30 protein-coding genes are annotated in these 24,892 nt (G+C 42.9%); all 30 read left to right on the forward strand.

Going from position 1 to position 24,892, the window contains the following annotated elements; translation table 11 throughout:
• Nucleotides 1–105 precede the first annotated feature (105 nt).
• The 30 genes from L1N85_RS23805 to L1N85_RS23950 all read left to right on the forward strand — a co-directional run bounded on the left by L1N85_RS23805 (nt 106) and on the right by L1N85_RS23950 (nt 24,717).
• Nucleotides 106–2,205, forward strand: a complete 2,100-nt coding sequence (locus L1N85_RS23805) for a DEAD/DEAH box helicase (protein WP_235241525.1) — start codon at nt 106–108, stop codon at nt 2,203–2,205.
• Nucleotides 2,202–3,095 (forward strand): ComF family protein, encoded by an 894-nt coding sequence (locus tag L1N85_RS23810; protein ID WP_235241526.1) that lies wholly within the window; start codon nt 2,202–2,204, stop codon nt 3,093–3,095. The genes L1N85_RS23805 and L1N85_RS23810 overlap by 4 nt, the downstream gene beginning before the upstream one ends.
• Before the next feature lie 128 nt (nt 3,096–3,223).
• Complete coding sequence (locus tag L1N85_RS23815; RefSeq protein ID WP_235241527.1) at nt 3,224–4,381, forward strand: DUF4062 domain-containing protein; 1,158 nt, start codon at nt 3,224–3,226, stop codon at nt 4,379–4,381.
• A complete protein-coding gene (locus L1N85_RS23820; protein WP_235241528.1) occupies nt 4,378–4,566 on the forward strand; it encodes a hypothetical protein in 189 nt (62 codons plus the stop codon). The genes L1N85_RS23815 and L1N85_RS23820 overlap by 4 nt, the downstream gene beginning before the upstream one ends.
• Nucleotides 4,567–4,791: 225 nt before the next feature.
• The gene (locus L1N85_RS23825) at nt 4,792–5,208 is read left to right on the forward strand and encodes a TIGR03826 family flagellar region protein (protein ID WP_235241529.1); all 417 of its coding nucleotides are present in this window, start codon (nt 4,792–4,794) and stop codon (nt 5,206–5,208) included.
• A gap of 113 nt (nt 5,209–5,321) precedes the next feature.
• The gene (flgM, locus tag L1N85_RS23830; RefSeq protein ID WP_235241530.1) at nt 5,322–5,588 is read left to right on the forward strand and encodes a flagellar biosynthesis anti-sigma factor FlgM; all 267 of its coding nucleotides are present in this window, start codon (nt 5,322–5,324) and stop codon (nt 5,586–5,588) included.
• Nucleotides 5,589–5,595: 7 nt separating this feature from the next.
• Nucleotides 5,596–6,102 (forward strand): flagellar protein FlgN, encoded by a 507-nt coding sequence (locus tag L1N85_RS23835; RefSeq protein WP_235241531.1) that lies wholly within the window; start codon nt 5,596–5,598, stop codon nt 6,100–6,102.
• A gap of 18 nt (nt 6,103–6,120) precedes the next feature.
• Entirely contained in the window at nt 6,121–7,680 is a 1,560-nt protein-coding gene (gene flgK / locus L1N85_RS23840) for a flagellar hook-associated protein FlgK (protein ID WP_235241532.1), read from the forward strand.
• Between the two features lie 26 nt (nt 7,681–7,706).
• On the forward strand, nt 7,707–8,666 hold the full coding sequence (flgL, locus tag L1N85_RS23845) for a flagellar hook-associated protein FlgL (RefSeq protein ID WP_235241533.1): 960 nt from the start codon (nt 7,707–7,709) through the stop codon (nt 8,664–8,666).
• Nucleotides 8,667–8,677: 11 nt separating this feature from the next.
• Nucleotides 8,678–9,244 carry a DUF6470 family protein gene (locus L1N85_RS23850; RefSeq protein WP_235241534.1) on the forward strand — a complete coding sequence of 189 codons (567 nt, stop codon included), beginning with the start codon at nt 8,678–8,680 and terminating at the stop codon, nt 9,242–9,244.
• Nucleotides 9,245–9,355: 111 nt separating this feature from the next.
• Nucleotides 9,356–9,748, forward strand: a complete 393-nt coding sequence (gene fliW, locus L1N85_RS23855; protein WP_235241535.1) for a flagellar assembly protein FliW — start codon at nt 9,356–9,358, stop codon at nt 9,746–9,748.
• 12 nt (nt 9,749–9,760) lie between these two features.
• Nucleotides 9,761–9,985, forward strand: coding sequence for a carbon storage regulator CsrA (gene csrA, locus L1N85_RS23860; protein ID WP_235241536.1), 225 nt, complete (start codon nt 9,761–9,763; stop codon nt 9,983–9,985).
• A 138-nt stretch (nt 9,986–10,123) separates the two neighbouring features.
• Complete coding sequence (locus L1N85_RS23865; protein WP_235241537.1) at nt 10,124–10,951, forward strand: flagellin N-terminal helical domain-containing protein; 828 nt, start codon at nt 10,124–10,126, stop codon at nt 10,949–10,951.
• 79 nt (nt 10,952–11,030) lie between these two features.
• Nucleotides 11,031–11,324: a hypothetical protein gene (locus tag L1N85_RS23870; RefSeq protein ID WP_235241538.1), complete on the forward strand. Its 294-nt coding sequence runs from the start codon at nt 11,031–11,033 to the stop codon at nt 11,322–11,324.
• Nucleotides 11,305–13,296, forward strand: coding sequence for a motility associated factor glycosyltransferase family protein (locus L1N85_RS23875; protein ID WP_235241539.1), 1,992 nt, complete (start codon nt 11,305–11,307; stop codon nt 13,294–13,296). Before L1N85_RS23870 ends, L1N85_RS23875 begins: the two co-directional genes overlap by 20 nt.
• Nucleotides 13,289–13,630 (forward strand): hypothetical protein, encoded by a 342-nt coding sequence (locus L1N85_RS23880; RefSeq protein WP_235241540.1) that lies wholly within the window; start codon nt 13,289–13,291, stop codon nt 13,628–13,630. Before L1N85_RS23875 ends, L1N85_RS23880 begins: the two co-directional genes overlap by 8 nt.
• A gap of 22 nt (nt 13,631–13,652) precedes the next feature.
• Complete coding sequence (locus tag L1N85_RS23885; protein WP_235241541.1) at nt 13,653–14,900, forward strand: motility associated factor glycosyltransferase family protein; 1,248 nt, start codon at nt 13,653–13,655, stop codon at nt 14,898–14,900.
• Between the two features lie 35 nt (nt 14,901–14,935).
• Complete coding sequence (gene pseB / locus L1N85_RS23890; RefSeq protein ID WP_235241542.1) at nt 14,936–15,910, forward strand: UDP-N-acetylglucosamine 4,6-dehydratase (inverting); 975 nt, start codon at nt 14,936–14,938, stop codon at nt 15,908–15,910.
• Nucleotides 15,911–15,930: 20 nt separating this feature from the next.
• Complete coding sequence (gene pseC / locus L1N85_RS23895) at nt 15,931–17,106, forward strand: UDP-4-amino-4,6-dideoxy-N-acetyl-beta-L-altrosamine transaminase (protein ID WP_235241543.1); 1,176 nt, start codon at nt 15,931–15,933, stop codon at nt 17,104–17,106.
• 16 nt (nt 17,107–17,122) lie between these two features.
• Nucleotides 17,123–17,854 (forward strand): glycosyltransferase family protein, encoded by a 732-nt coding sequence (locus L1N85_RS23900; protein WP_235241544.1) that lies wholly within the window; start codon nt 17,123–17,125, stop codon nt 17,852–17,854.
• A 14-nt stretch (nt 17,855–17,868) separates the two neighbouring features.
• Nucleotides 17,869–18,957 (forward strand): UDP-2,4-diacetamido-2,4,6-trideoxy-beta-L-altropyranose hydrolase, encoded by a 1,089-nt coding sequence (pseG, locus tag L1N85_RS23905; RefSeq protein WP_235241545.1) that lies wholly within the window; start codon nt 17,869–17,871, stop codon nt 18,955–18,957.
• On the forward strand, nt 18,947–19,501 hold the full coding sequence (pseH, locus tag L1N85_RS23910; RefSeq protein ID WP_235241546.1) for a UDP-4-amino-4,6-dideoxy-N-acetyl-beta-L-altrosamine N-acetyltransferase: 555 nt from the start codon (nt 18,947–18,949) through the stop codon (nt 19,499–19,501). Before pseG ends, pseH begins: the two co-directional genes overlap by 11 nt.
• A complete protein-coding gene (gene pseI / locus L1N85_RS23915; RefSeq protein ID WP_235241547.1) occupies nt 19,498–20,550 on the forward strand; it encodes a pseudaminic acid synthase in 1,053 nt (350 codons plus the stop codon). The genes pseH and pseI overlap by 4 nt, the downstream gene beginning before the upstream one ends.
• A 246-nt stretch (nt 20,551–20,796) precedes the next feature.
• The gene (gene flaG, locus L1N85_RS23920; RefSeq protein ID WP_235241548.1) at nt 20,797–21,174 is read left to right on the forward strand and encodes a flagellar protein FlaG; all 378 of its coding nucleotides are present in this window, start codon (nt 20,797–20,799) and stop codon (nt 21,172–21,174) included.
• Between the two features lie 11 nt (nt 21,175–21,185).
• On the forward strand, nt 21,186–22,703 hold the full coding sequence (fliD, locus tag L1N85_RS23925; protein ID WP_235241549.1) for a flagellar filament capping protein FliD: 1,518 nt from the start codon (nt 21,186–21,188) through the stop codon (nt 22,701–22,703).
• A gap of 22 nt (nt 22,704–22,725) precedes the next feature.
• The gene (locus L1N85_RS23930) at nt 22,726–23,097 is read left to right on the forward strand and encodes a hypothetical protein (protein ID WP_235241550.1); all 372 of its coding nucleotides are present in this window, start codon (nt 22,726–22,728) and stop codon (nt 23,095–23,097) included.
• A gap of 19 nt (nt 23,098–23,116) precedes the next feature.
• Complete coding sequence (gene fliS / locus L1N85_RS23935; RefSeq protein WP_235241551.1) at nt 23,117–23,524, forward strand: flagellar export chaperone FliS; 408 nt, start codon at nt 23,117–23,119, stop codon at nt 23,522–23,524.
• Nucleotides 23,525–23,706: 182 nt separating this feature from the next.
• Entirely contained in the window at nt 23,707–23,976 is a 270-nt protein-coding gene (locus L1N85_RS23940) for an AbrB/MazE/SpoVT family DNA-binding domain-containing protein (RefSeq protein WP_235241552.1), read from the forward strand.
• Complete coding sequence (locus tag L1N85_RS23945; RefSeq protein WP_235241553.1) at nt 23,973–24,308, forward strand: type II toxin-antitoxin system PemK/MazF family toxin; 336 nt, start codon at nt 23,973–23,975, stop codon at nt 24,306–24,308. The genes L1N85_RS23940 and L1N85_RS23945 overlap by 4 nt, the downstream gene beginning before the upstream one ends.
• A 211-nt stretch (nt 24,309–24,519) precedes the next feature.
• Nucleotides 24,520–24,717 carry a cold-shock protein gene (locus L1N85_RS23950; protein ID WP_028608231.1) on the forward strand — a complete coding sequence of 66 codons (198 nt, stop codon included), beginning with the start codon at nt 24,520–24,522 and terminating at the stop codon, nt 24,715–24,717.
• The last annotated feature ends 175 nt before the right edge of the window (nt 24,718–24,892 follow it).

Raw genomic sequence — 24,892 nt, forward strand, 5'->3', positions numbered from 1 at the left:
GACTACATTCTCCACCTGAACCTCTTAATCAGTCAAAGTTGAAATATTGAGAATGAGCGAGAAATCAGGAGAAAACATTACTTTATAGTGGGAGGAGTTGAAGGAATGAGAGCGTTTGTGTATGCGGTAGAGGCAGGCGGTCGGTGGCAAGCCGGGGTGACGATTCAGCCGGCGGTGGACAAGCGGTTTTGGATGGATGGCAGGTTTGGCGGTGCGGGGAGGCTGAATGAGAGCGTTGCTGGTACGGGCTGGCTGTGGAAGGAGGAATTGCCGCTTGGGGATGCTTGCCTGGCGGCGGAGATTTGGGCGGAGAGCGGGATGGGAGTAAGGGGGGAGTCGGAGGCGCTGAGGGCGCTGGCTGAGTGTGTGGAGAAAGTAAAGCGGGAGGTGAAGGAAGGGAAGAGGGAAAAACCCGCTGGCTGGGTGAGACGGTTTGTCAGCTGGCGCAAGCGTCAAGGGGAGGATAAGGAAGGCCGTTTGCTGGAGATGGCTGAGAGGTGGGAGCGGGCGGGCGATAGCTGCGGGGGAGCGGTGCGAGCGGATAGCGACGCGGAGGTAAGCGGCGAGCGTGGGGGAGCGAGGCGAGCGGAGGAAGGCGGCGAGCGTAGGGGAGCGGTGGAGCGAGCGTATAGTGATGCGGAATTGGGGGAGCTTGCGGCAGGGGCGAAGCTTGCCGCGGTTGCCATGAAGGGACGTGCGCTGCTGCGCGGCGAAGCGCACGCCCTGCTCTTTGGCGCGGGCGGGCCCGGGGCCGCCGCAAGCTGGAGCGGAGTGCTCCAGCTTGCGGCGCTGCTCGGGCGGGTACGCCTGAGCGGATCGGTCGCCGCCGGATATGGCGGGCGGGCGGACGCCCGGGGGCGCCGCAGGCGCGAGCGCAGGTGTCTGCGCTGCGGGAGCGGCGAGGCGTTTATGCGCCGCACGGCATGCGCGGCGTGCGGGCGGGTGTGCGCGTATTGCGCCGCGTGCATTGGGATGGGGCGAAGCCGGGAATGTGAGCTGCTGGTTATAGGGCAGCGGGGCTGGGGGGCGGGAGCGGAGCAAGTAAGCGGCAAGCTAATGCCCGTGGAGCAGAGGCTCGCAGGGTGGAAGCTGAGCCCCGCTCAAACGGCAGCCGCTAGGGAGGCTCTGCAATTCGTTGAAAAGAATTCATCGGAGCAGGCGAGGAATGTATCCGTCGTCGACAAGGCTGCGCCTATACGTAATTTTCTGTTGTGGGCGGTTACGGGAGCGGGGAAAACGGAAATGATTTTTCCGCTTGTGGAATCGGTTCTGTTGCGCGGAGGCAGGGCGCTCATCGCTACTCCGCGCCGCGATGTTGTCATAGAGCTTGACCCGCGGATACGGAAAGCATTCCCGCAAGCAGCGGTCGTTACTTTGTACGGGGGCAGCGAACAGCGCTGGGAAAGCGGCGATATCACCTTATCGACTACGCATCAACTGTTGCGCTTTTATCAAGGGTTCGATCTCGTCATCGTGGACGAAATCGATGCATTTCCCTATCACGGCGATAAAATCCTTCATTATGCCGCGGATAAAAGCTGCGCACCCGGCGCTGCCCGGCTGCTGTTGTCCGCAACGCCTCCAAGCGAGCTTCAGCGCGCTGCGAGGCGCGGTAAGCTGCCTCATGCCAGGGTGCCCGTCCGTTATCATCGGCATCCGCTTCCTGTGCCAATGCTGCTGCAAACACCTGCTGTGAAGCAAATGCTTCAGCAGCGGAAGCTCCCCGCAAAGCTGCTGGCTGCTATGCGGCAATCGCTGCTTCGGGATGCACAGCTGTTCGTCTTCGTACAGCAAATTGCTCAGACCGAGCCCATGGCAGCTTTGCTTCGAGCCGCACTTCAGCATGCTGCAGTAGCGGCAACCTCCTCGCAGGATGCCGAACGGGCAGATAAAGTGCAGCGTTTTCGTGCTAGGAACATTCGAGTACTGGTTACGACTACGATATTAGAGCGGGGCGTCACGATTCCGAAAAGCGACGTTTATATTTTGGATGCGGATGGCCGCTTGTTTGACGAGGCCTCTTTGGTGCAAATGGCTGGTCGGGCAGGGCGTTCCGCTGATGATCCGTACGGGCGAGTTTACTTTTGCAGCCGCGAGCGAAATCATTCGCAAGTATCGGCCGTGAAGCATATCCGGACGATGAATCGGATGGCACGGAAGCAGGGCTTCCTGCTCCCGACAAGCAAAGGAGGCTCAACGCCATGAGCAGCTCGCCAGAATCATGGCTGCGGCGGCTCCTATCCGCCTTCACCACCTCCGCGCAGTTGCTCGCTCCGAGGTCTGCCGTATGCCTGCTATGCGGCAAACCGCAGCAAGCCGCTCGCAGCGCGGCCGGCCAAAACCATTCGAAGCTGCCGCCTCAGCTTCGACAATCCGTTTGCGGAGCGTGCCTCTCCGCAATACCGTGGATCTCCCGCATTCAATGTTCCAAATGCGGGCGCGGCATTCACTGCGACGATTGCGCGCGCCACCCGCATCCCTCCTTCATATGCAACCGCAGCGCGGTTCAATATGATCCTATGATGCGAGGCGTGCTCGCCCAATATAAATATCGGGGCAACGAAGCGCTTGCCCCGTTGCTAGGAGACATGCTGGTTCCGGCGTTCGAGGCGTTAAGCGCCGAAATAGCTTCGCTTTATCGTACGAAGACGGACATCCGCAGTGCGAAGAAACAAACATTTTCCGATCAATGGGATGCTATAACTTACGTGCCGATCAGCGAGGAGCGAGCGATGGATCGCGGCTTTAACCAAGCGGAGCAGCTCGCGGCCCGTCTTGCGAACCGCTACGGTTTGCCGCTTATGCGTTTGCTCGTCCGGGATCGCCATACTGAGAAGCAAAGCTTCAAGACGCGGTCCGAAAGACTGCGCGATACTAGACAGCTTTTTAACGTGAATCCTGCCGATCTGCATGAGCTTCAAAACCGTACAATGGTCCAATCCAGCTCTATTCGTACTATTTCGCAAGCGCCTCGAGTGCTTCTGATCGATGATATTTACACGACAGGAAGCACGGCCGAAGCTTGTTCGCACACCTTACATAAACATGCGACGGTTCCGCTCGACATCTATGTGCTGACTTGGTCCCGTTCTTAAAGAGTATTATTTGATAAGAGATATGTACTTAATGATGAGGATTGATCTAAATAACCCGTTCTCGTCGTCCATCACAGTTATATGGTATATTTGAGGAAACATCATTCATATGGGGATGTGGTAATCTTTTGTTTACAAAAGCAAAATTTTTCATTAGTTCGGTGGCACAAGATAAATTACAACCTCTTCGTAATACTATTTTCGATTTGCTAAATGAATTAGGTCATCAACCAATGATGTTCGAACGGAATTTTGGTGCCTGGGACTCATCTGTTGATCCAGCTCAAAAATGCATTAATACGGTGAGAGAATCGGATATATTTCTCCTTTTTATTTCCGAAAAGTCAGGCACTTTCTATGAAGCTCCACAACGAACGATTACACATATGGAATTTATCGAAGCGTTCAATAAGCGAAAGACCATCTTGGTGTTTGTTGAAAAAAGCATAAAAGACGAGTACTTTGCTAAAGCTAAGCGACTTATTAATGAGTACATAGAAAACCATAAAGAAGAAACACAAAGCTTTCCATCAGCTGCGGAAATGATAATCGCACTGGAGGCTAGTGAACTTACTTCAAATGTGGATCCTTATATCTGGTTTTTTATAGATGACATTGTTAAGCGCGGGTTATACTTTGAGACGTTAAATCTTGCTGTAGCACCTAATTGGAAAGAATATTTCAGTGATTTGCTTCGTCGGGGCGTAACTTTATTGCCGGCAAAGGAAACACTAGAGGCTAATGAAGAACAACTAGATCGGTATGATAAATTTCATGACATTTTTACAGCAGTTATCCCTCATGTGAAAATTAGTGGATTTCATGACCTAAAGATTTTACTGGAGATATTCCAGAAAGGTTTAACTGCCGGTACTGTTATTCACGATTATGGTTACACACAAGAAACGATAGGAACCTTCAGTGACTGTAATGCTGTGACATTATATGAGTTTCAAAACGACAGATTGGTGTTAAAAGAGAGGTCAGGATCAGCTACTGGCGGTGAACCGTTTTATAGATTGGATAACCGGGATTCTTATGTTGCTTTGACTTATAAAAACTTATCCGAAAATGAAAATCAAATTTTCTTCAAAGAAGCGAATCGTACATTTTACCTTTGCTTACGTCTGCCTCTCCAAGTAATGACGTTTCATTTTCCGTGTGGTTCGGACTGGGATACGGACAAATTTATCGCTTTCAAAGAGTATGTGCAAAGTGTTATAATAGATAAAAATGCAATGGTCATTGACCTTGTTCGAAAACTGATAGGAGGATTGCAACCATGAAAACAAAAGTTTATGTGTCATTAAATGGTGTTGTAAAAGAAGCTGTAGGTTCTCAACCCAAAGATGCACTCTTGTTTGCACCTTCAGTCAAAAGTATTTCTCAAGTGATTAAGGAACAACGGGAAGCGCGCAGTAAGAATAGTAAATTCATTAAAGAACGCTTGGCAGAAGCGTTTCATAGATAAAGAGTCTTAAAACCCGTTGCACTTAGCAACGGGTTTTGTTTGCTTGTACAAGCTCCAATATCGTTGTGTTGGATTTCAGGAAGACGATGTATTCTATGTACTACGATTTGAACGGGAACACAGGGAATGCGATTATTGTTAATTAATAGTGAAAAAAGTAAAGCTTTCGATTAAAATGAGAAGAATAGAACGGTTAGTTTTGACAAACAAAGGGGGCTGAGAGCGATGAACCTGGATAATTGTCCTCGCTGCGGGAAGCTTTTTGCAAAAAACTTTAGAGATGTATGCCCGTCGTGCATGCGTGATATTGATAAGGAGTACGAGCTTTGCGCAAACTATTTGCGTGAGTTCAAAGGTTCCATTATAACGGAGCTGTCAGATGCAACGGGAGTCTCTATCAAGCAAATTACGAAGTTCATCCGCGAAGGCCGGATCTCTATGGTGAATGCTCCTAATCTGTCGTATCCGTGCGAGTCATGCGGTACGCTTATTCGTGAAAATCATATATGCGATACATGCCGCATTCGACTGGAGAAGGACAAAAAGAAAATGCTTCAGGACTTGGCACAGAAGGATACGCTTAATCGTTCCCAATTCTCATCAGGAGCTTATAAAGGAATGGATAAATACAAGGGCAAATAAATGAAAAAACACTAATAATTCCATGCCTATAAAATTTCACTTGACCGAAGCCGATAATACTTGTAAAGGTAATCGGCTTTTTTAGTTCGGCTAATTAATTGAGGTGGATAAAAATGAAAATAAATGAGACGAATCGGATCGGCGCACATCATCACTACCAGAAGCAAAACGAAGCGCGGGTAAGCGGAGTGAACAAAGCCCGCCAAAAGGACGAGGTTCAAATTTCGGCAGCCGCGAAAGAGATGCTGACAACAAGCCAGGCGCAAGATCCGGAGAGAAGCAAGCAGATCGAGCAGCTCAAGCGTTCTGTAGCATCTGGCACATATTATGTGGAAGCCGGCAAGATCGCTGAGAAGCTGCTTCCTTACTTGAAGGAGTAATCCTCTTATGAATGAACACATTCAGCAAGTGTTAGTCGTTCTTCAAGAGCTTGCAGACGAGCATCGTCAGCTTATTGAGTACGGTAAGGCAAAGACGGAAGCCATCACGAAGAACAGCGTGGAGACTCTATCCTACATTTCAAGCAAAGAGAAGAAGTGCCTGGAACGGATATTGGAGCTGGAGCAGCGGCGTGCTTTTCTCGTTGGGAAGTATATGCTGTCACAGAAGGTTTCTGGCGCGCAGCGCTCTTTCAAGATGGAGAAGCTCATCCAAGCCGTGTTCCATGCGGACGAGAAGCAGCAGCTGCAGAAGATGTGGAAGGAGCTGGGCGCAGTTATCGCCGAGCTCCAGGATATCAACGAGTTTAATCAACAATTGGTGAAAATGACGCTGGAATACTTGCATTTTACGCAGGATCTGCTGCTTGGCCCGGAGGAAGAAGACGTAACTTACCATCGCGCTGTACAGGGCATGGCCAATAATCGGAACGGCCGATTCAATATGAGAACGTAAGAAGAGAGGGCATTGATCATGGCATCCACATTTCATGGGTTAGAAACGGCGCGGCGTAGCTTGTTCACGACTCAATCGGCATTAAATACAACAGGGCACAACATTGCAAACGCCAACACGGCCGGCTATTCCAGGCAAGTGGTCGACATGACAGCCTCGAGACCGATAGACGCGGTAGGCTACTCCAAATCGGTTGCGGCCGGCCAGCTTGGCACAGGCGTCGAAGCCACCTCGATTACTCGCGTTAGAGAAAAGTTTCTCGACAATCAGTTCCGCAACGAATACAAGTCGCACGGCAATTTTTCTGTTCAATTGGACACCCTCTCTAAGCTTGAGGGAATCGTGAACGAGCCAAGCGATACGGGACTAAGAACGGTTATCTCGAACTTCTGGAATTCCTGGTCCGACCTAAGCAAAAACCCCGAAAATGCGGACGGACGCAAGGTCGTAATGGAACAGACGATGGCGATGGTGGATGCTTTTAACTATACAGCTAAGCAATTAAGTGATTTAAAGGCAGACTTGACGGAAAATGTAGAGATTAATCTCAACACAGTTAATTCCCTAACGACAAGCATCGCTCAATTAAACGGCGAGATTCGCAGGGTAGAAGGACTCGGTGACAGCGCCAACGATCTGAGGGATCAGCGAGATTTGCTCACGGATCAGCTGTCAGGATTGGTTAATATCCGAGTAGAGGATCAAGCAAACGGATACAGAATTACAATGGGCGGAACTCAGCTGGTTCAAGGAGAGATTGGAACTGCAATAGATATGACAGCCGTTTCCGCAGCATTTGCATCGGGTAATCTGAATAGCGGAGCTATATACGGTACGATTCATTCCAGGGATCATTTCGTCGAAGGTTACATAAGCGAACTAGACAAAATGGTTCAAACGATGGCCAGCGGACAATTCGAGGTTACGCTTCCGAAAGGCTCCGTGCTACCAGAAGGGACAGTGTTAAACGGTGTTGCCTACACAGGGGCGAACCGGACATTGACCGAAGATACCGCCGTTACCGTAAACGGCTTAAACGGACTTCATCAGCTTGGTTATAACCTTGCGGGTGACGAAGCAGGCTTGCCATTTTTTACGGACAGTACGGGTGGGACTGCCAGTTTAACTGCTGGCAACATTACTTTAAATCCTGCTATTGTGGCTAATTCAAACCTGATTGCAAGCTCGATGCGCGTTACGATTAATGCGGATGGATCGGAAACCGTGATCAGCGGCAACAACTCCTTAGCTGTATTGTTCTCGCAAATGAGAGACACTCGCTTTGATTTTGATCCCGGCGCAGGCGAGAACAAGAACACGATAGACGCCTATTTCCGCTCCGTTGTCGGCCAACTCGGCGTACAAGCAGCTGAAGCTACTCGTATGCAAGCTAATCAACAAATCATCGTGGAGCAGGTCAACTCCCGCAGACAATCGGTCAGCGGGGTGTCCCTTGATGAAGAAATGTCCAATATGATTAAATACCAGCATGCCTACAATGCAGCCGCACGAAATATGACGATGATTGATGAAATATTAGATAGAGTTATTAACGGAATGGGCCGAGTTGGCCTATAAATCTCAATCTATGGAGGTGAATAAATATGTCCTTACGCGTTACACAGTCAATGCTGAATACGCAGTTAATGCGTAATTTAACCAATAACTTAGGTCGGATGAACACTCTGCAAAATCAGCTCTCTACGGGTAAAATTATCAACAAGCCATCCGATGATCCAATCGGCATTACCTTTGCGCTTCGATATAGAAGTGAGTTGGATGCAAATGATCAATATACAGAAAATGTTGACGCAGCACTATCGTTTCTGCAATATACGGAGACGACGATTGGCCAAGCTGGCGATGTGATGCAGCGTACAAGAGAGCTGTTGGTGCAAGGAGCAAACGGAACTGTAGATCAAACAAGCTTGGATGCTATCAAAACTGAAATATCTCAGCTATACAGCCAGATGGTTGAGATTGGCAACACTCAATTTAATGGCAAGCAGGTGTTTAATGGCGAAAATACGGGAGGAAAGCCATATCCTGCTTTGACTCTCGAGGATGCGGCAGATCCGCTTGGCAATCCGCCCGTTTATAAGGCATACCATGTAGCTTCGGATACTGGAGTGATTAAATATGAACTCTCAGCGGGGATGAGTATGGCTGTTAACATAACCGGGAATGAGGTTTTCGGTGGTCCTGTAGCTAATGATGCGGATACAACGAGTGATAACGTGTTTCAATTGCTGCGCCGTGCCCATGATTTATTAGCTGCTGGGGATCAGGAAGGAATATCCAATCTGATTGGACAGGTTGACACCCGTATGAACACGATGTTAACGAAGCGCTCAGAAATCGGGGCGAGGATGAACCGTATCGAGCTCATCCAGAACCGATTAAATGATATCGATATTAATCTCCAGACGCTTCAATCCAAAACGGAAGATGCAGATATGGCAGAGGTTATTACCAATATGAAGATGGAAGAGAATGTCTACCAAGCATCGTTGTCAGTTGGCGCGCAGTTGATTCGTCCGAGTTTAGTTGACTTCTTAAGATAGGGGAGAGCGGAATGCAAATTCCTCAAATCCAAATTCGGCAGCAGCACGCTTTACTCTCTATTGATGCAGATATCGGGAAACAGCATTTAGAACAGCCTCAAGCTACAGTAGAGATGGAACAAATTCGTCCCGTGCAGCATTTTACTACTTCAAGAGCTCATCTTGAAATTAATCAAGACCGTGCTTGGGATGCTTTAGCGCTCGGTGGAAATTTAGAAACAATGAGCAAAATTTATTCCATGGCATCCGATATGGCGCTCCGTGGGCTTGCTCGAATTGTAGAACAAGGGAATCGTATGGCGGAAATTCATTTGGGTGGCAATCCAATTGCAGATATGGCCGGCGATTGGCAGCGCACGTACCCTGAATTTGATTTCCGCGGCGAGGCTTCTTACGATAACGTCGATATCAACTACACGCCGGGTGAGCTTTCGATCGAAACGACACCAGGCCGAATCAATATGAATGTGGAAGTAAATCGACCTATCCATCATTATGAACGCGGAAAACTTGATATCTATATGAGCCAATACCCAAAGGTAGAAATCATGCCGCCACAATTTGACGAGCTTATGTAATAGTGGAATTCCAGTGAAATCAGACTATAGACCATCTGTGTAGCCTATCAGGTATACGTGGTCTATAGTTTTATTTTTGAGAACGGGGTTATATTATGAGGAGGTTTTATTTTGAGCATCGAATCAAACGTGTATCATTTTGAATATGGCATTCCTGGCTTCGAGCATTTACATCAGTTTGCGTTCTATGAGGTCGAAGGAGAGCTGCCGATGAGGCTTATGAAATCCGTTGAGGATGAAGAAATCTCACTTCTAATAGTCAGTCCCTTCTTCATATATCCGGAATATGAGTGGGAATTATCGGAATCTTCAAAGCAAGAACTTTGTATTCATTCTGAAGCGGATGTAGAGATATGGTCAATTATTACGATCCCTTCAGAGCCTTTGCAAGCGACCATCAATCTGATGGCCCCGCTAGTTCTCAATATAAATAAAAAAATAGGGAAGCAGCTTATCCTTCACGACAACCATTTCAGCTCGCGCGCCCCGCTAATCCGAGCCTAAGGAGGGAATTCAATGCTAGTTCTATCCCGCAAAAGTAATGAATCCATCATGATCGGCGGCAATATTGAAATTGTCGTGCTTGGCGTTGAGGGCGATACTGTCAAATTAGGCATCAGGGCGCCAAGGGAAGTGGATATATACCGGAAAGAAATTTACATGGCGATTCAAGAGGAAAATCGAGCAGCAGCAACCAATCCAACAGCAATTGATGAAGTATCAAAATTATTTAAAAAATAACCATTTTTTTAAAAAGAACTATAAACATATGAAATGAACAGCCGATATATATAGTAGCACGGAAGTTAGGGCGGCCGACCTAACCCGTAAGCTTCCGCAAGGATGCGGATACTCGAACATTTCAAGGAGGAAATATCAATGCGTATTAATCATAACATTGCAGCACTTAACACTCACCGTCAGTTGAATGGCGCTTCAAATGCACAATCAAAATCAATGGAAAAATTATCTTCAGGTCTTCGTATCAACCGTGCTGGAGACGATGCAGCAGGTCTTGCCATTTCCGAAAAAATGCGTGGACAAATTCGTGGTTTGGACCAAGCTTCCCGCAATGCCCAAGATGGTATTTCCATGCTGCAAACCGTTGAAGGAGCAATGAATGAAACTCACTTGATTCTTCAGCGTATGCGTGAACTTGCTGTTCAAGCTTCAAATAATACAAACGTAACTGCTGATCGTGTAGCGATTAAAGATGAGTTGACTGCTCTACACAGTGAAATTACACGTATTGCTAACAACACGGAGTTCAACACTCAGAAATTGATCGGATCTGCTGCACCTTCAGTGAGGTTCCACGTTGGTGCAAATGCCGGTCAAACGATCAGTGCTACGTTTGCTAATATGAGAGCAACAGCAGCTAGAATTAATATTTCTGCGGGCGCCCTTAATATTTCTGCGGGACGTTCGGTAGCAGATGCTCTTATTACAAAAGTAAACACTGCAATAACGAATGTTTCGTCTGAGCGTTCGAAGTTGGGTGCTATTCAGAATCGTTTGGAGTACACTATTTCTAATTTGGACAATGCTTCTGAAAACCTCACGGCAGCTGAATCCCGTGTGCGTGACGTAGACATGGCTAAAGAAATGATGACCCAAACGAAAAACAGTATCTTGGCACAAGCAGCACAGGCTATGTTGGCACAAGCCAATCAACAGCCGCAAGGAGTACTGCAGTTACTTCGTTAATTGCATAGATTTAGCTCTGACTAAAAGTATGGCCAGCTTTGAGCAGGCCATACTTTTCTATATATAAAGGAGTGATTTGATGAACTTGACCCTAAACGAAATTATTGCTAATCTTCGTACTTTGAAATGGGATGAAATGACATCATACTTAAGAATGGAATATATACCGAGTATAATAAATGGGGTGACTAATGAGGTTGATTTAAAAGAAGATGATATCCACTTGATTAATTCTTGTATTGAGTTAATTGAAGCAGCTATTGCTAACCAAGATATCATTTTTTTATGTGATTTACTAGAATATGAATTTGCTGTAGCAGTTGATCGCATTTTAGCAAAAGAAGGTGGTTTACATGAGTCAGGAGATCTATGATCATAATATCAAAGCATTGCTGAAGATAAACCACATTAGCTTAGTTAATGCTCTTGAAGCGGTAGAATTAGAAGGCCAAGAGCGTTGTGTGGTATTCGAAGGAAATGAGGAAGATAGTAAAGTATTAAAAGTGAGAAAAAGCAATAGGGATAATTATATCCTTTACAACAGCTTCTATAATCCAATGAAAGAAGCAGAAGAACTGACCAAACATATAGACTATACGATTAATCGCTCCCTGATCGCGGCTATTGGGGTGGGGATGGGGTATCACCTGAAACAAATTTGCAATCATTTAAATGAAAAATCCACGCTTCTTGCGATAGAAAATGATGAAATGATTCTCAAGACTTTATTGTGGCACCAGGATTTCTCTGATTTTATTGAAGATGGTAAAATTTATTTTGCGTTAGTAGATGGTGAAGAAGCTGAATTAAAAGAAGTTTCGAATATAGTCGAGAATTTGTTTTTAAATATATATGAGATTCAAACCGTACTTCTTCCTATTTATGATTTGTCGTACATGAAATTTTCCAGAAAGACGATAGCTTATTTAGCTGATTTAAGAAATATGCTTGAATTTGGAGTGGGAAATGATTTGGATGACACCATTGATGGGATTGAAAATCACCTATATAATCTCCCTCATGTGATAAAAAACCCCGGATTTAAACAATTCAGAGAAAAATATAACGATGTTTATAAAAATAAACCGGCGATTATCATTGCCTCGGGTCCTTCTCTAGATAAAAATATTCATTTACTAAAAGAGGCAAAAGGAAAAGCGCTGCTGCTAGCTTGTGATGGCTCTATGGAATCGTTAAAGAAACACGGGATCGTTCCGGATGTAGTCAGCTCGGTTGAACGGATTTTATTAACGTATGAGGCGTTCTATAAAGATAAAAAAATGCCGGATGAAACGGTGTTGGTGGCTCCTGCAGTTGTACGGCCGGAAATTATGAAATGCTTTAGCAATAAGACGTTGAGTTTATTTAAAAGCGAACCCATAGCCGGATACTTTAATGAGATGGTTAATGATAAAGGCACTGTTTTCTCAGGCAGCAGTGTAGCTCATCAGCTTTTAGGAATAGCTACTGCTTTAGGCGCTAGTCCGATTATTTTGGTCGGACAAGATTTGGCTTATTCCCGAGAAGGAGTATCCCATACCAGCGAAGCTTCTGTGAAAGAAAAAGTTAATGTTCAAGAAGTCAACTTGTTTGTAAAGGATATCTATGGCGAGGATATCCCAACCACTGTTGTATGGAAACTTTTTAAACAAGTCTATGAAAAATATATTGCTTTTCTTAATATTGATTGCATTGATGCCACAGAGGGAGGGGCATATATAGAAGGAACGAAAATCATGACGTTGCGAGAAGTAATTGATACCTATTGTGTGGACGACCTTCCAAACTTTAGGGGATTAGTAGATTCCATTGATGTGGAAAGTAATGACATGCCGAGGGCGTATCACAATTCCTTATCAAAGATTATTCGATGGTCTAAGAAATATTATTTATTACGGTTGAGAAGCCTCAAAAGTAAGGAGCTCAATAATCAATCGCAAAATATAATGAAAATAGGCTTAAATACGGATGAAGAGTTAGACTTTGTATATGATGCATTAGATTATACTGAAAATAAAATCGTGAAGAATTTGGCTAAACAACCTGACCTAACCATGTTCTTTCAATACCCGATCACATTAGCTGTCAGGGAAATTAATAAATTAGGGTCAGAATATACGCTCGAGACGATTCAGTGTAATCTTGACATTCATCTAAAATTATTGGAAACCATTAATACGTATTGTCTAAAAGTAATGAAAGTGTTAGAAACAGGATTTGAATTTATGAAAGTAAACGCAATCGAAACAAATAGGAATGAAAGCATAATTTTCAAAGAGATTCATTATCCGGATTATTTGAAAGTTTCTAATTTCGAGAATGAAAAGAGTGGTGTGCATGAATAGCTTAGTCACAGAAACTTTTGAGAGTATAGAGGCCTATCTGCCGAAACTGATTGAGGCCCATCATAAACTAATACAATATTGCCGTGAAGAGAACTCTATTAAGGCATTTGAATTATTTCCGGCCTATTCTAAAGGTCTGGAGTGGGTGCTTGAAGCTGTTATGTTGATTAATAAACAAACCATATATTTTCATGTGAATATGGATTTGATAAATTCTTGTTTAACCGAAATCAATGATGGAATTAACAATGAAGACCTTGTTCTTGTAGCCGATATTCTAGAATATGAATTTTCTCCTATTTTAAATGAGATTCTCACAATCACAGAGGGATGAATGCAAATTGGAAATAAAGATCATGGATACGAGAACAGTGCCCACGGTTGAAATACTCTCTTATAATAAGAAAATCATTTTCCATAGCAAATACGATCCCATCAAGGAAGCGCAAGATTGGGTGAGAAACGCTTTAAAACTGGCCGATTCGGGTAAACCGTTAATCATAATAGGGTTGGCTGCCGGATATCATATTGAAGCTTTATCACGTGTTGCGAATGACGCAATCATTACTGTATTGGAATTTAATAGCCAATACTACAATTGGTTTAAAAACAGTCCATTCTATAACAGGATAGAGAAATTACCAAATATTGAACTTTACGATATTGCTGCTCTTACCGATAATAAAAGGGAAAGTATCTTCGCCAATTTACGCTCCAATAATATTCTTATTTACAAACAAGCACTTGATATCTTCCCGGAAGAATACACAGAAGCAAAAGAATATTTATCTAGTATCCAAATTCAAAAAAAGTCCTTTTTAAACCAGTCTGAAAGCATGGAGAGAAATTTTGACAAAAATATAACTTTAGATGATCCAGGTATAAAGGATTGGAAAAATTATTATGAAAACAAACCAATGCTGCTCATTTCTGCCGGGCCATCATTGGATAAACAGCTGCCGCTATTGAAAGAGATAAAAGATGATGGAAAAGTGATCCTAGGTTCTGTAGGCACCGCGGTCAAACCGCTCATAAGACATGGAATTACACCTGATTTTGTCATGATTACCGACCCAAACGAGGGAACTCTCCCACAGCTGCAAAAGGTAGATCTGACTTCTACGCCGCTTTTCTATTTGAGTACGGCCTATAACGAAACCATTGTGCTTCATGGTGGAGCAAGATATGTTGTTTTGCAAGATGGATACGATAAGGCAGAATATATGGCAGCATTACGAAAAGAACCGTTAATAAAAACGGGAGGCTCCGTTTCTACCACGCTTCTCGACTTAATGATTTATCTCGGTGCTTCGACAGTGGGTTTGGTCGGCCAAGATTTGGCATTCACAAATGGGCTTAGTCACGCTAGCGGTACACCTTTTCAAAGATTGACTCAACAAGAACCGGGTTTAGTAGAGGTATTGGATTACTATCAGGTCAAACAGATTGCCAGTTCTAAAAATTTAGTCATTTATAAAAAATGGTTGGAAAGATACGCAGAACATGCAGCACATCTGAATTTATATAATTGCACTGAAGGCGGAGCATTTATAAAAAACTGGCAACATCTTAGTTTGAAGGAATTTTACAGCACGGTTCAATAAACATCAAATAGGTTGATCAGAAAGGGTGTTGCATCATGGCATTTGATCTCACGGGAAAAGTGATTTTGGTGACAGGCGGAACAGGTTCATTCGGACATAAATTTATTGAAAAAGTACTTGAGCAAGACGTAAAGAAAGTAATCGTTTTCAGTAGGGATGAATTAAAGCAATATGAAATGGCACAGGAGTTTACAGACCCGCGTATGCGTTTTTTTATCGGTGATGTACGTGATAAAGAGCGGTTGTATCGAGCATTTGATGGAGTTGACGTTGTTATTCATGCTGCAGCGCTTAAGCATGTGGGTGCGTGTGAGTATAACCCATTTGAAGCTGTTAAAACAAACATTCACGGTGCGCAAAATATTATCGAGGCAGCGATAGACTGCGGTGTTCAACGTGTCATTGCACTCAGCACAGATAAAGCAGCGAGCCCCGTAAATTTATATGGTGCAACCAAACTGGCATCAGATAAACTCTTTGTAGCTGCGAATTCATATGTAGGCGAGAAAGATACTCGTTTTTCAGTTGTCAGATATGGCAATGTTGTCGGGAGCAGAGGGAGTGTTGTTCCTTTCTTTAAGAAAATAAAAGCAACGGGTAAGCTGCCGATTACAGATGAACGTATGACCAGGTTTTGGATCACCCTAACTCAAGGAGTGCAGTTTGTTTTAGATAGCCTGGAGAGAATGCATGGCGGAGAAATATTTGTTCCAAAAATCCCTAGTATGAACGTGGTTGACTTAGCCAGGGCCATTGCACCTGAATGCAAAGTTGAGGTCGTCGGTATTCGCCCGGGTGAAAAGCTGCATGAGGCCATGATTACAGAAGACGACGCACGTAAAACCATTGATTTCGATAGTTATTATGTTATCCAGCCAGAATTTCCTTGGTGGTTTGAAGACTATACCAAAGATGGCGAACCAGTAGAAGATGGCTTCAAGTATACGAGTGATACGAATACGGAATGGTTGACGGTTGAAGAGCTGAGAGCTCTAGTCGAAGAGCTTTAATCACTTAGGGAGATGAAACCATGACTGTCAAACTAGTAAGAGATACATACTTGCCTTATGGAAAACAATGGATTGATGAGGAAGATATACAGGCGGTAATCAATGTATTAAAAGGGGATTACCTCACAACGGGTCCAGCGGTAAGCGAATTTGAAAAGGCGGCCGCTGCATATGTAGGATCTACATACGCTGTCGCTTTTGCAAATGGAACAGCCGCTCTTCATGCTGCGTGCTTTGCTGCTAATATTGGGGTTGGTGATGAGGTAATTACCACATCAATGACATTTGCAGCAAGTGCGAATTGTGTGTTGTATCAAGGCGGAATTCCCATTTTTGCTGATATAGATGATAAAACATATAATATTGATCCGCAGATAATTGAAGCAAAGATCACAGCGAAGACAAAAGCTATTATTCCTGTTGATTTCACAGGGCAGCCCGTTGATTTAGATAAAATATTAGAAATGGCTAAAAAGCATAACCTTGTCGTTATTGAGGATGCAGCCCATGCACTGGGGGCAACCTATAAAGGTAAAAAAGTAGGATCCATTAGTGATATGACAATGTTTAGTTTTCACCCGGTAAAACATATAACCTCCGGTGAAGGCGGCATGATCACGACGAATAATAAAGAATACTATGAGAAACTGCTTAAGTTCCGCTCCCATGGGATTACGCGTGATCCAGACAAAACTAAGGAGCACCATGGGCCTTGGTATTATGAGATGCAGTTTCTTGGCTATAATTATCGGATGACAGATATCCAGGCGGCATTAGGCGCTAGCCAACTCATGAAGTTGGAGATGTTTGTTAATTTACGGAGCAAATATGTCGATCTGTATAATGCCGCGTTTAAAGATATGGAAGAGGTCATATTGCCATATCAAAAGGAAGATGGAGTATCCAGTTGGCACTTATATATTATTCGATTAAGATTAGAAAAATTAAAAGTGAATCGAAAAGAAATTTATGAAGAGCTGCAAAAACAAAACATCGGTGTCAATGTTCATTATATTCCCGTTCATTTACATCCCTTTTACCGGCAATTAGGGTATGGGGAAGGTCTTTGTCCAAATGCAGAACAATTATATAAAGAAATTATTACGTTACCGCTGTTTCCTGGAATGAGTGAACAAGACGTTTATGACGTAATAACAGTGGTTAGAAATACAGTAAACACTTATAAGATGTCATAGTAAACAGGTGAGTAATATGAAAGTTGCAGCTATAATACAAGCTCGTATGAATTCAACTAGATTACCGGGAAAAGTTTTGAAAAAAATTCTGGGCAAAACGTTGTTAGAATACCAGATTGAACGCATTAAACGGGCGAAATCAATCGACCAAATTATTATCGCAACGACCACGAAGGAAAGTGACAATCCAATTGTTGAGCTTTGTCAGCAGCTTGAGATTCCTTTTTACCGCGGTTCGGAAGAAGATGTTCTCAGGCGCTACTATGAGACAGCTTTAACATTTCATATAGATGCGGTTGTACGTTTAACATCTGACTGTCCGCTTATTGATCCGTATGTAATCGACAAAATTGTATACTATTTTTTAGAAAACCAGAGTCACATAGACTATGTTTCTAACACCTTAACAAGAACCTATCCAAGAGGCATGGATACTGAAGTCATGTCTTTGGAAGCATTGAAAATGGCAAATGCTCATGCAGTTGAACCTGCAGATCGTGAACATGTAACGGCTTATTTATATCGTCATCCTGAACAGTTTCGCTTAGCAAGTATTCATTATCAAACAAATGAAAGTCAACACCGTTGGACAGTAGACACGCCGGAAGATTTTCAATTGATTCAAAAAGTGATCACCGAATTATATTTGACGGCCCCTCATTTTACATTCGAAGATGTTCTCAAAGTTTTAAAAAATCATCCTGAATGGTCGGAAATTAATGCTCATATTGAGCAGAAGAAAATATAGGATGTGTGATATACGTGAACGTATTCATAAGAGTGGACGCTTCCATTACTATTGGAACCGGCCATGTGATGAGATGTTTAACCTTGGCTAACGAGTTGCGAAGACATAAAGCTGAGGTTTCATTTATATGCAGGCACTTGAAAGGTGATCTGATTAATTACATCCGGAGCGGTGGTTTTACTGTCTATGCTCTACCATATGAAGCAGACTCGGAGTTTTTTGAGTGGCTGCAGCATAATTGGAAACAAGATGCGGAGGAAACTCAAAATGTACTCAAAAGTTTCAATGATCAAATTGATGTTCTTATTGCAGACCATTATGGCATTGATGAAAAATGGGAATGGGAAATGTATTCACATACTAAACGAGTTATGATTATTGATGATCTGGCAAATAGAAAGCACTATTGTAATCTCCTTCTTGATCAAAACTATTATTCTAACTTATCTGAACGATATCATGATTTGGTGCCTTCTACATGCAAGCTGATGTTAGGTCCTGCTTATGTTTTATTAAGGGATGAATTTAAAGAGGCATCTCGGAAAAAGCGGAATCGTACTGGAGAGATACAGAATATCCTTGTTTTCTTTGGGGGAACGGACCCGACGAACGAAACACATAAAGCTATAGAAGCCTTATCTTTTATTACTAAGCAAGATCTTCGCGTGAATGTTCTTGTGGGGTCTTCGAATCCAAACAAAGAGCGTATTGAGCATTATTGCTTACAATATGATCATTTTTGTTTTTATTGTCAAGTTTCCAATATAGCTGAAATGATCAATCAAGCAGACCTTGTGATCGGTGCCGGTGGTACGACGACATGGGAACGGTGCTATCTCGGAGTGCCTTCAATGACCATCGTAGTAGCCGATAACCAACTTGAGTTAACAAAAGCGGTGAGCAAATTTGGAGCAACTATTCTTTTAGGGACAAGTATTGATGTTGAGGCTAATGATATTAAGCTGAAGCTGGAAGAGCTGATAGAGAATCCGAATGTTGTCAAAAAGCTAGCCGAGATGTCCGGGAAATTAGTGAGTCATAAGGATGTAGACCAGTCGCGTGTTGTTCAAATGATACTGGAGGAAAATAGTAATGATATTTGAATGTGCGCGCTTAATTGATTTGGATGAATCAAACCTGGAGCTTGTTCTTAATTGGAGAAATCAAGAGCATATTCGTAATGTTATGTATCACGATGAAGTCATCACACTTGAGCAGCATCAAAAATGGTTTAATAAACTGAAGCAAAATGACCGAACATTGGTGAAGGTTTTTGCTCTAGATGATAGATTATTGGGTGTAGTTAATTTTACTGAGATTGATTACAAAAACGAAAAATGTTCATGGGGATTTTATATCGGAGAAAAAGGAGCTCCCAAGGGATCAGGTACAATTTTGGGGTTTCTGGCTTTACAGTTTATTTTCGAACAAGTACAGGTACGAAAAGTATGCGCTGAAATTATCAGTCATAATGAAAAAAGTATATATTTTCACCGGAAATTGGGATTCCAGGAGGAAGGAATTCTTAAGGAACATGTACGAAAGAATGATGAATATCTCGATGTTATTCTAATGGCTCTTTTTTATCAGCAATGGAGAGTAAAGAAACACTCAATCGAAACAATAATCAAAGGAATGATGGTATGAATGAAATTATTGTAGAAGGAAGACGGATCGGGATTAAACATCGTCCGTTTATTATTGCAGAGATGTCGGGAAACCATAATCAGTCATTAGAACGTGCATTAAATATTGTAGAGGCGGCCGCAAAAGCGGGAGCACATGCTTTAAAGATTCAAACCTACACGGCAGATACAATGACACTGGACATCGAGAACCCGGAATTCAGAATTGAAGATAAGGAAAGCTTATGGCAAGGGAATACCTTATATAAGCTGTACCAGGAAGCATATACTCCTTGGGAATGGCATAAGCCTATTTTTGACCGTTGTATAGAGCTAGGCATGGTTCCATTTAGCACACCTTTTGATGAAACGGCAGTTGATTTTCTTGAGGAGCTCCGTGTTCCAATGTATAAAATCGCTTCGTTTGAAAATAATGATATTCCTTTAATTAAGAAGGTAGCGTCAACGGGTAAACCAATGATTATTTCTACTGGTATGGCAACCGTAGCTGAACTGGACGAAACTGTCCGAGCTGCGCGTGAAGCTGGCTGCAAAGATCTGATTTTACTAAAATGTACAAGTACGTACCCGGCAAACCCGGAAAATACCAACATCTCCACGATCCCGCATATGAAGGATTTGTTTAATTGCCAAGTTGGATTGTCGGATCATACACTCGGGACCGGTGTTGCAGTTGGCAGCGTCGCCCTGGGAGCCACTGTTATTGAAAAGCATTTTACGCTATCCAGACTGGACGGCGGAGTCGATTCGGCATTTTCAATGGAGCCACAGGAAATGGAAAACCTAGTCGTTGAAACAGAACGGGCGTGGCAAGCGCTTGGAAAAATAACATACGGTCCAACTGAAAAAGAAAAGGCCTCTCTAAAGTATAGAAGGTCGATTTATGTGGCAAAAGATATTAAGATTGGGGAAATATTTACTAAGGATAATATTAAAATTATCCGGCCAGGTTATGGTTTGGAACCTAAATATTATGATGAGTTACTGGGTAATAACGCCAAACAAGATATAACGAGGGGTACTCCTTTAACATTTAAGGATATTTTTTAACTCATTCAATTGCCACTGCTAGAAGATGAGTGAGGATATAGTCTTCACAAGCATAAGAAAAGAGACCTTAGATTATCTAAGGTCTCTTTTCTTATGCCCCGACCGCTTAAGAAGGAAATCCGTTAAAAATTTTGAAGGGGGAAACTTCAACTTTTTGAAATTATCAATTTCTTCTCCAATTAAGCTAAATTATATTGCATTTCTATCCGATAGTATTAGTAATAGATGTAAACTGGAGGCGGTTATATGGATATATCTTCTATTAGCCCAGTGGGTGGTATCCCTCAATCATATCCTGATCGTTTGTCTTTAGGAACGGTTAAGGTGATAGGGGATACGGTGGAAATTAAAGGGGGTGTGCCAGCAGAACATGCAGAGAATTTACCTAGTAAGGAAATTGAAAGACAGGAGTTAAAGAAATCAATTGAAGGTCTAAATAAATTAATGCAATCCAGCAATACACATCTTAGCTTCGTCCTGCATGATAGATTGAATGAATACTATGTTCAAGTGGTTGATGACCGGACACAGAAAGTTATACGGGAAGTCCCTTCTAAAAAAATGTTAGACATGGTTGCCGAAATGAAAAGTATGATCGGTCTTCTAATAGATGAGAAGAGGTAGGTGGAGGTAATATGGTAAGTTCAATTCGTTTAGGTGGCTTAGTCTCAGGGCTTGATACAGAAACAATAGTCAAGGATTTAATGAAGGCCCGGAAAGCACCATTAAACAAACTTTTCCAGAAAAAGCAAACTGAGGAGTGGAGACGAGATCAGTATAGGGAGATGAACGCTCTCTTACTAGATTTAAAGAATAAAACCTTTGACATGAAAATGCAAGGCACCTACTTAAAGAAGGCTGTATCCTCTGATAGTGAAGCGGTCGTTTCGGCTAAACAAAAAGGGACTCCAAGCTTATCTACATATAATGTGGAGATAACAGCTCTTTCTGTGCCGGCAAAGGCGGCGTCTGTGAAGTTTACCAATAGCCTGGCAGATGGGTCTACCGCGATTGGAGAGGCATTTGATTTTAAGATAGGTACGACAACCATTAATGTAACAGCAACCGATACCATTAACAGTGTAATAACGAAAGTCAATGCTGTTTCATCTACTACAGGAGTTACTGCCAGCTATCTTCAAGATGATAAATCCATTACGTTTACAACAACGGCTGCTGGTGCAAGTTCGGCTGTTTCGATTGGTCTCGTTGGTGCTGACTTTGGAGCTAGTAATAAACTTAACTTATCTGTTGGTACGGTTAATAATACGTCAGAGACATTCACTACAGAATCTGGATTTCAATTGTCGAGTAACGTCATACAAGGAACCGTTAAAATAAACGGCATTTCTTATTCCGTCAATAGTTCTGCCTTCACTTTCGATGGTGTTGAATTTAATATGAAAAGTATTGGAACGACAAGAGTAAATGTAAAGCCTGACGAGAATGCAGTCTTCAACTCCATTAAAGGCTTTGTAGATAAATACAACGAGATTATTGATAAGATAAACGTTAAAGTAAGTGAAGCCAAATACAAGGACTATAAGCCTCTATTAGATGAGGAAAAAGAATCTTTATCTGAAAAGCAAATTGAACAATGGGAAAAGAAAGCAAAGAGCGGTTTGTTGCGCCAAGATGCCTTGCTTTCTAATGCATTAACAGAAATGCGCCGAGCTCTTTCGACTAAGGTAACGGCTGCTGGTATAGACTCTAATTTTGATACGCTTAGTGAAATTGGGATTACAACGGGCGTATATTCGGAAAAAGGAAAGCTCAATATAAATGAAACGAAGCTGCGTGAGGCCATTTCTGTAAATGGAAGCAAAGTAATGGATCTCTTTACGAAAGCGAGTACCTCGGCAGATGCTGCTACGAAATATAACGAGAGCGGATTAGCTGTGCGTTTGTATGACCAACTTAACGCTTCCATGAGTAAGCTTACCGTTAAAGCAGGAAGCTCTCTTAGTTTCGTAGACAATAGCACGATCGGCAAAGATCTAAAGAGAATTGATACTGACATAAGTAAGTGGAAAACCCGTCTGCAAGACATAGAAGACCGCTACTGGAAACAATTTACCGCAATGGAAATGGCAATGAGTAAGGCCAACTCCCAGAGTGGTTGGTTAGCAAATCAATTTGGAGGAGCAAGATAAGAATAATGGGGAGCGATTAATCATGAATATTACCTCTCTAGATTCTTTGCTAAACGACTTACTTACGCTAACGCTTTCCTTAGAGAAGATAGTTTTTGCTGAAGAAAATGAACCGGAGAAATGGATAGAGCTCCTGGATAAAAGACAAGAGGTAATGGATCAGCTATCAGGACTGTTTGCAGAAGGGGTCTCATTAACAGAAGCTCAAAAAAAAATTTATCTTCAACCTACCTATGAAGCGGATCAGAAGATTGTTCCAATAATGGATCGGAAGAAAAAGGCGTCAGAAACCCAACTAACCAATGTGCGGAAAAGTAAAGCTGCCAATCAGCATTATGGAGGATATGTTAACTCGTATTCTCCATATGGCGTTTTTTTTGACAAAAAGAAATAATCAAGTAGGGGGGACATCAATGATACAATCTCAAGTGCAACGAAATAAATACCTCGAGACCACGATTCAAACGGCCACACCTGCACAGTTGCTGATTATGCTTTGCGACGGTGCTATTCGCTTTTCCAGGTTAGCGATTGAAGCTATAAATAATAATGAACTGCAAATCGTCAATACTAATTTAATTAAAGTTCAAAACATTATTAGCGAATTCATTATTACGATAGATCGGAGCTCCTCTGTAGCAGAACAATTGCTTAAGCTTTATGAGTATTTTAATTATCGGCTAATTGAAGCAAATATGAAAAAATCGATAGAACCTATTCAAGAAGTTTTAGGTTACTTGGTTGAAATGAAGGAAACCTGGATTCAAGCTAATAAATTAGTTAATAGTTCATCAGCAGTATCAGGCATAGCTCATGGATGAAATAATGGAGAACTATCCTATGCCGGTTTAATTTGCAAATTCGCACCGCCCTTTGGGCGGCTTTTTTTTTAATGCGATAATTTGGTGGTATCATAAACCTGTCACTTGTATATCATATGTATATACAATGGTGGTGAGGTGATATATACTTGGGTTATATAAATGGAGAGGATCTGATCCTTATGTCGACTGCAACTCTAAGTAAATGGGGGAATAGCAGCGCCGTTCGCATACCTAGTCAATTACTAAAGCGATTGAATTTGGAAGAAGGGGCCGAGCTGCAAATCATGGTTACGTCTAATAATGAAATATTACTTCGTCCGCTGGCGAAACCGTCAGAGACAACAGAGGAATTGCGCGATCATATGAAAATGCTGCTTTCCAAAATCAAACCTGAATCTCCGCGCCATGAAGAAATAGATTTAGGCATTGAAGGAGACGAGAAGATTTGACTATTCCAACACGCGGCGATCTGATCTGGCTGGATTTCGATCCACAGGCAGGGAGGGAACAAGCAGGTCGTCGTCCTGCTATTGTACTGTCAGAAGCAGCTTTTAATGATTTAACCGGATTTGCGTTTGTATGTCCAATTACCAGTCACTCAAAGGACTACGCTTTTGAAGTTGCGCTGCCTGAAGGATTACCCATTACCGGGTATGTCCTTACGGATCAGTTAAAAAGCTTAGATGTTAGGAAGCGTAGAATCAAAGTCGCAGGAAGTATTCCGCTAGACTCTGATTCCATGAAATCCATCCTTCGAAATACACGATCGATCTTAGCTTGAGACTATATCCACACGAATCAGATGGGACTTTATTCATATATTTTAACCGTTTATTCGACACAAACCGCCATCCCTAATCCCTTACCACACCTCGAATGAATTCGCTTACAACAAATTGTTTGACAATTCCGTGAAGCGGGTGTTATAGTCAATTTGTGGGTTATACATTGAGATGCCTCACAGTATTTGAAGATGAAGGGAATGTTTGCAGATGCAAGGTAAAGTGAAATGGTTCAACGCAGAGAAGGGTTATGGATTTATCGAGACTGAGCAAGGCGGCGACGTATTTGTTCATTTCTCCGCAATCCAAACCGAAGGTTTCAAGACGCTTGAAGAAGGCCAATCGGTTGAATTCGATATCGTAGAAGGCGCTCGTGGCCCACAAGCTGCTAACGTAGTTAAACTGTAATTATTGGCTGGTCCAGCCAACCTATAGGGATTAATTTAAAACGACTTAAACCAAGCTCCGGGTTTCCGGGGCTTTTTTCTGTGTGCGCCACGCATGGCGATTAACTAGGTGGTGAAAGTCCACTGTGGGGGCTTGTAGTTGCCAACCACTAGCCAAGAGCAAGGGTGTCCATCGT

The organism is Paenibacillus alkaliterrae (genome assembly GCF_021532375.1).
Taxonomy (GTDB): domain Bacteria; phylum Bacillota; class Bacilli; order Paenibacillales; family Paenibacillaceae; genus Pristimantibacillus; species Pristimantibacillus alkaliterrae.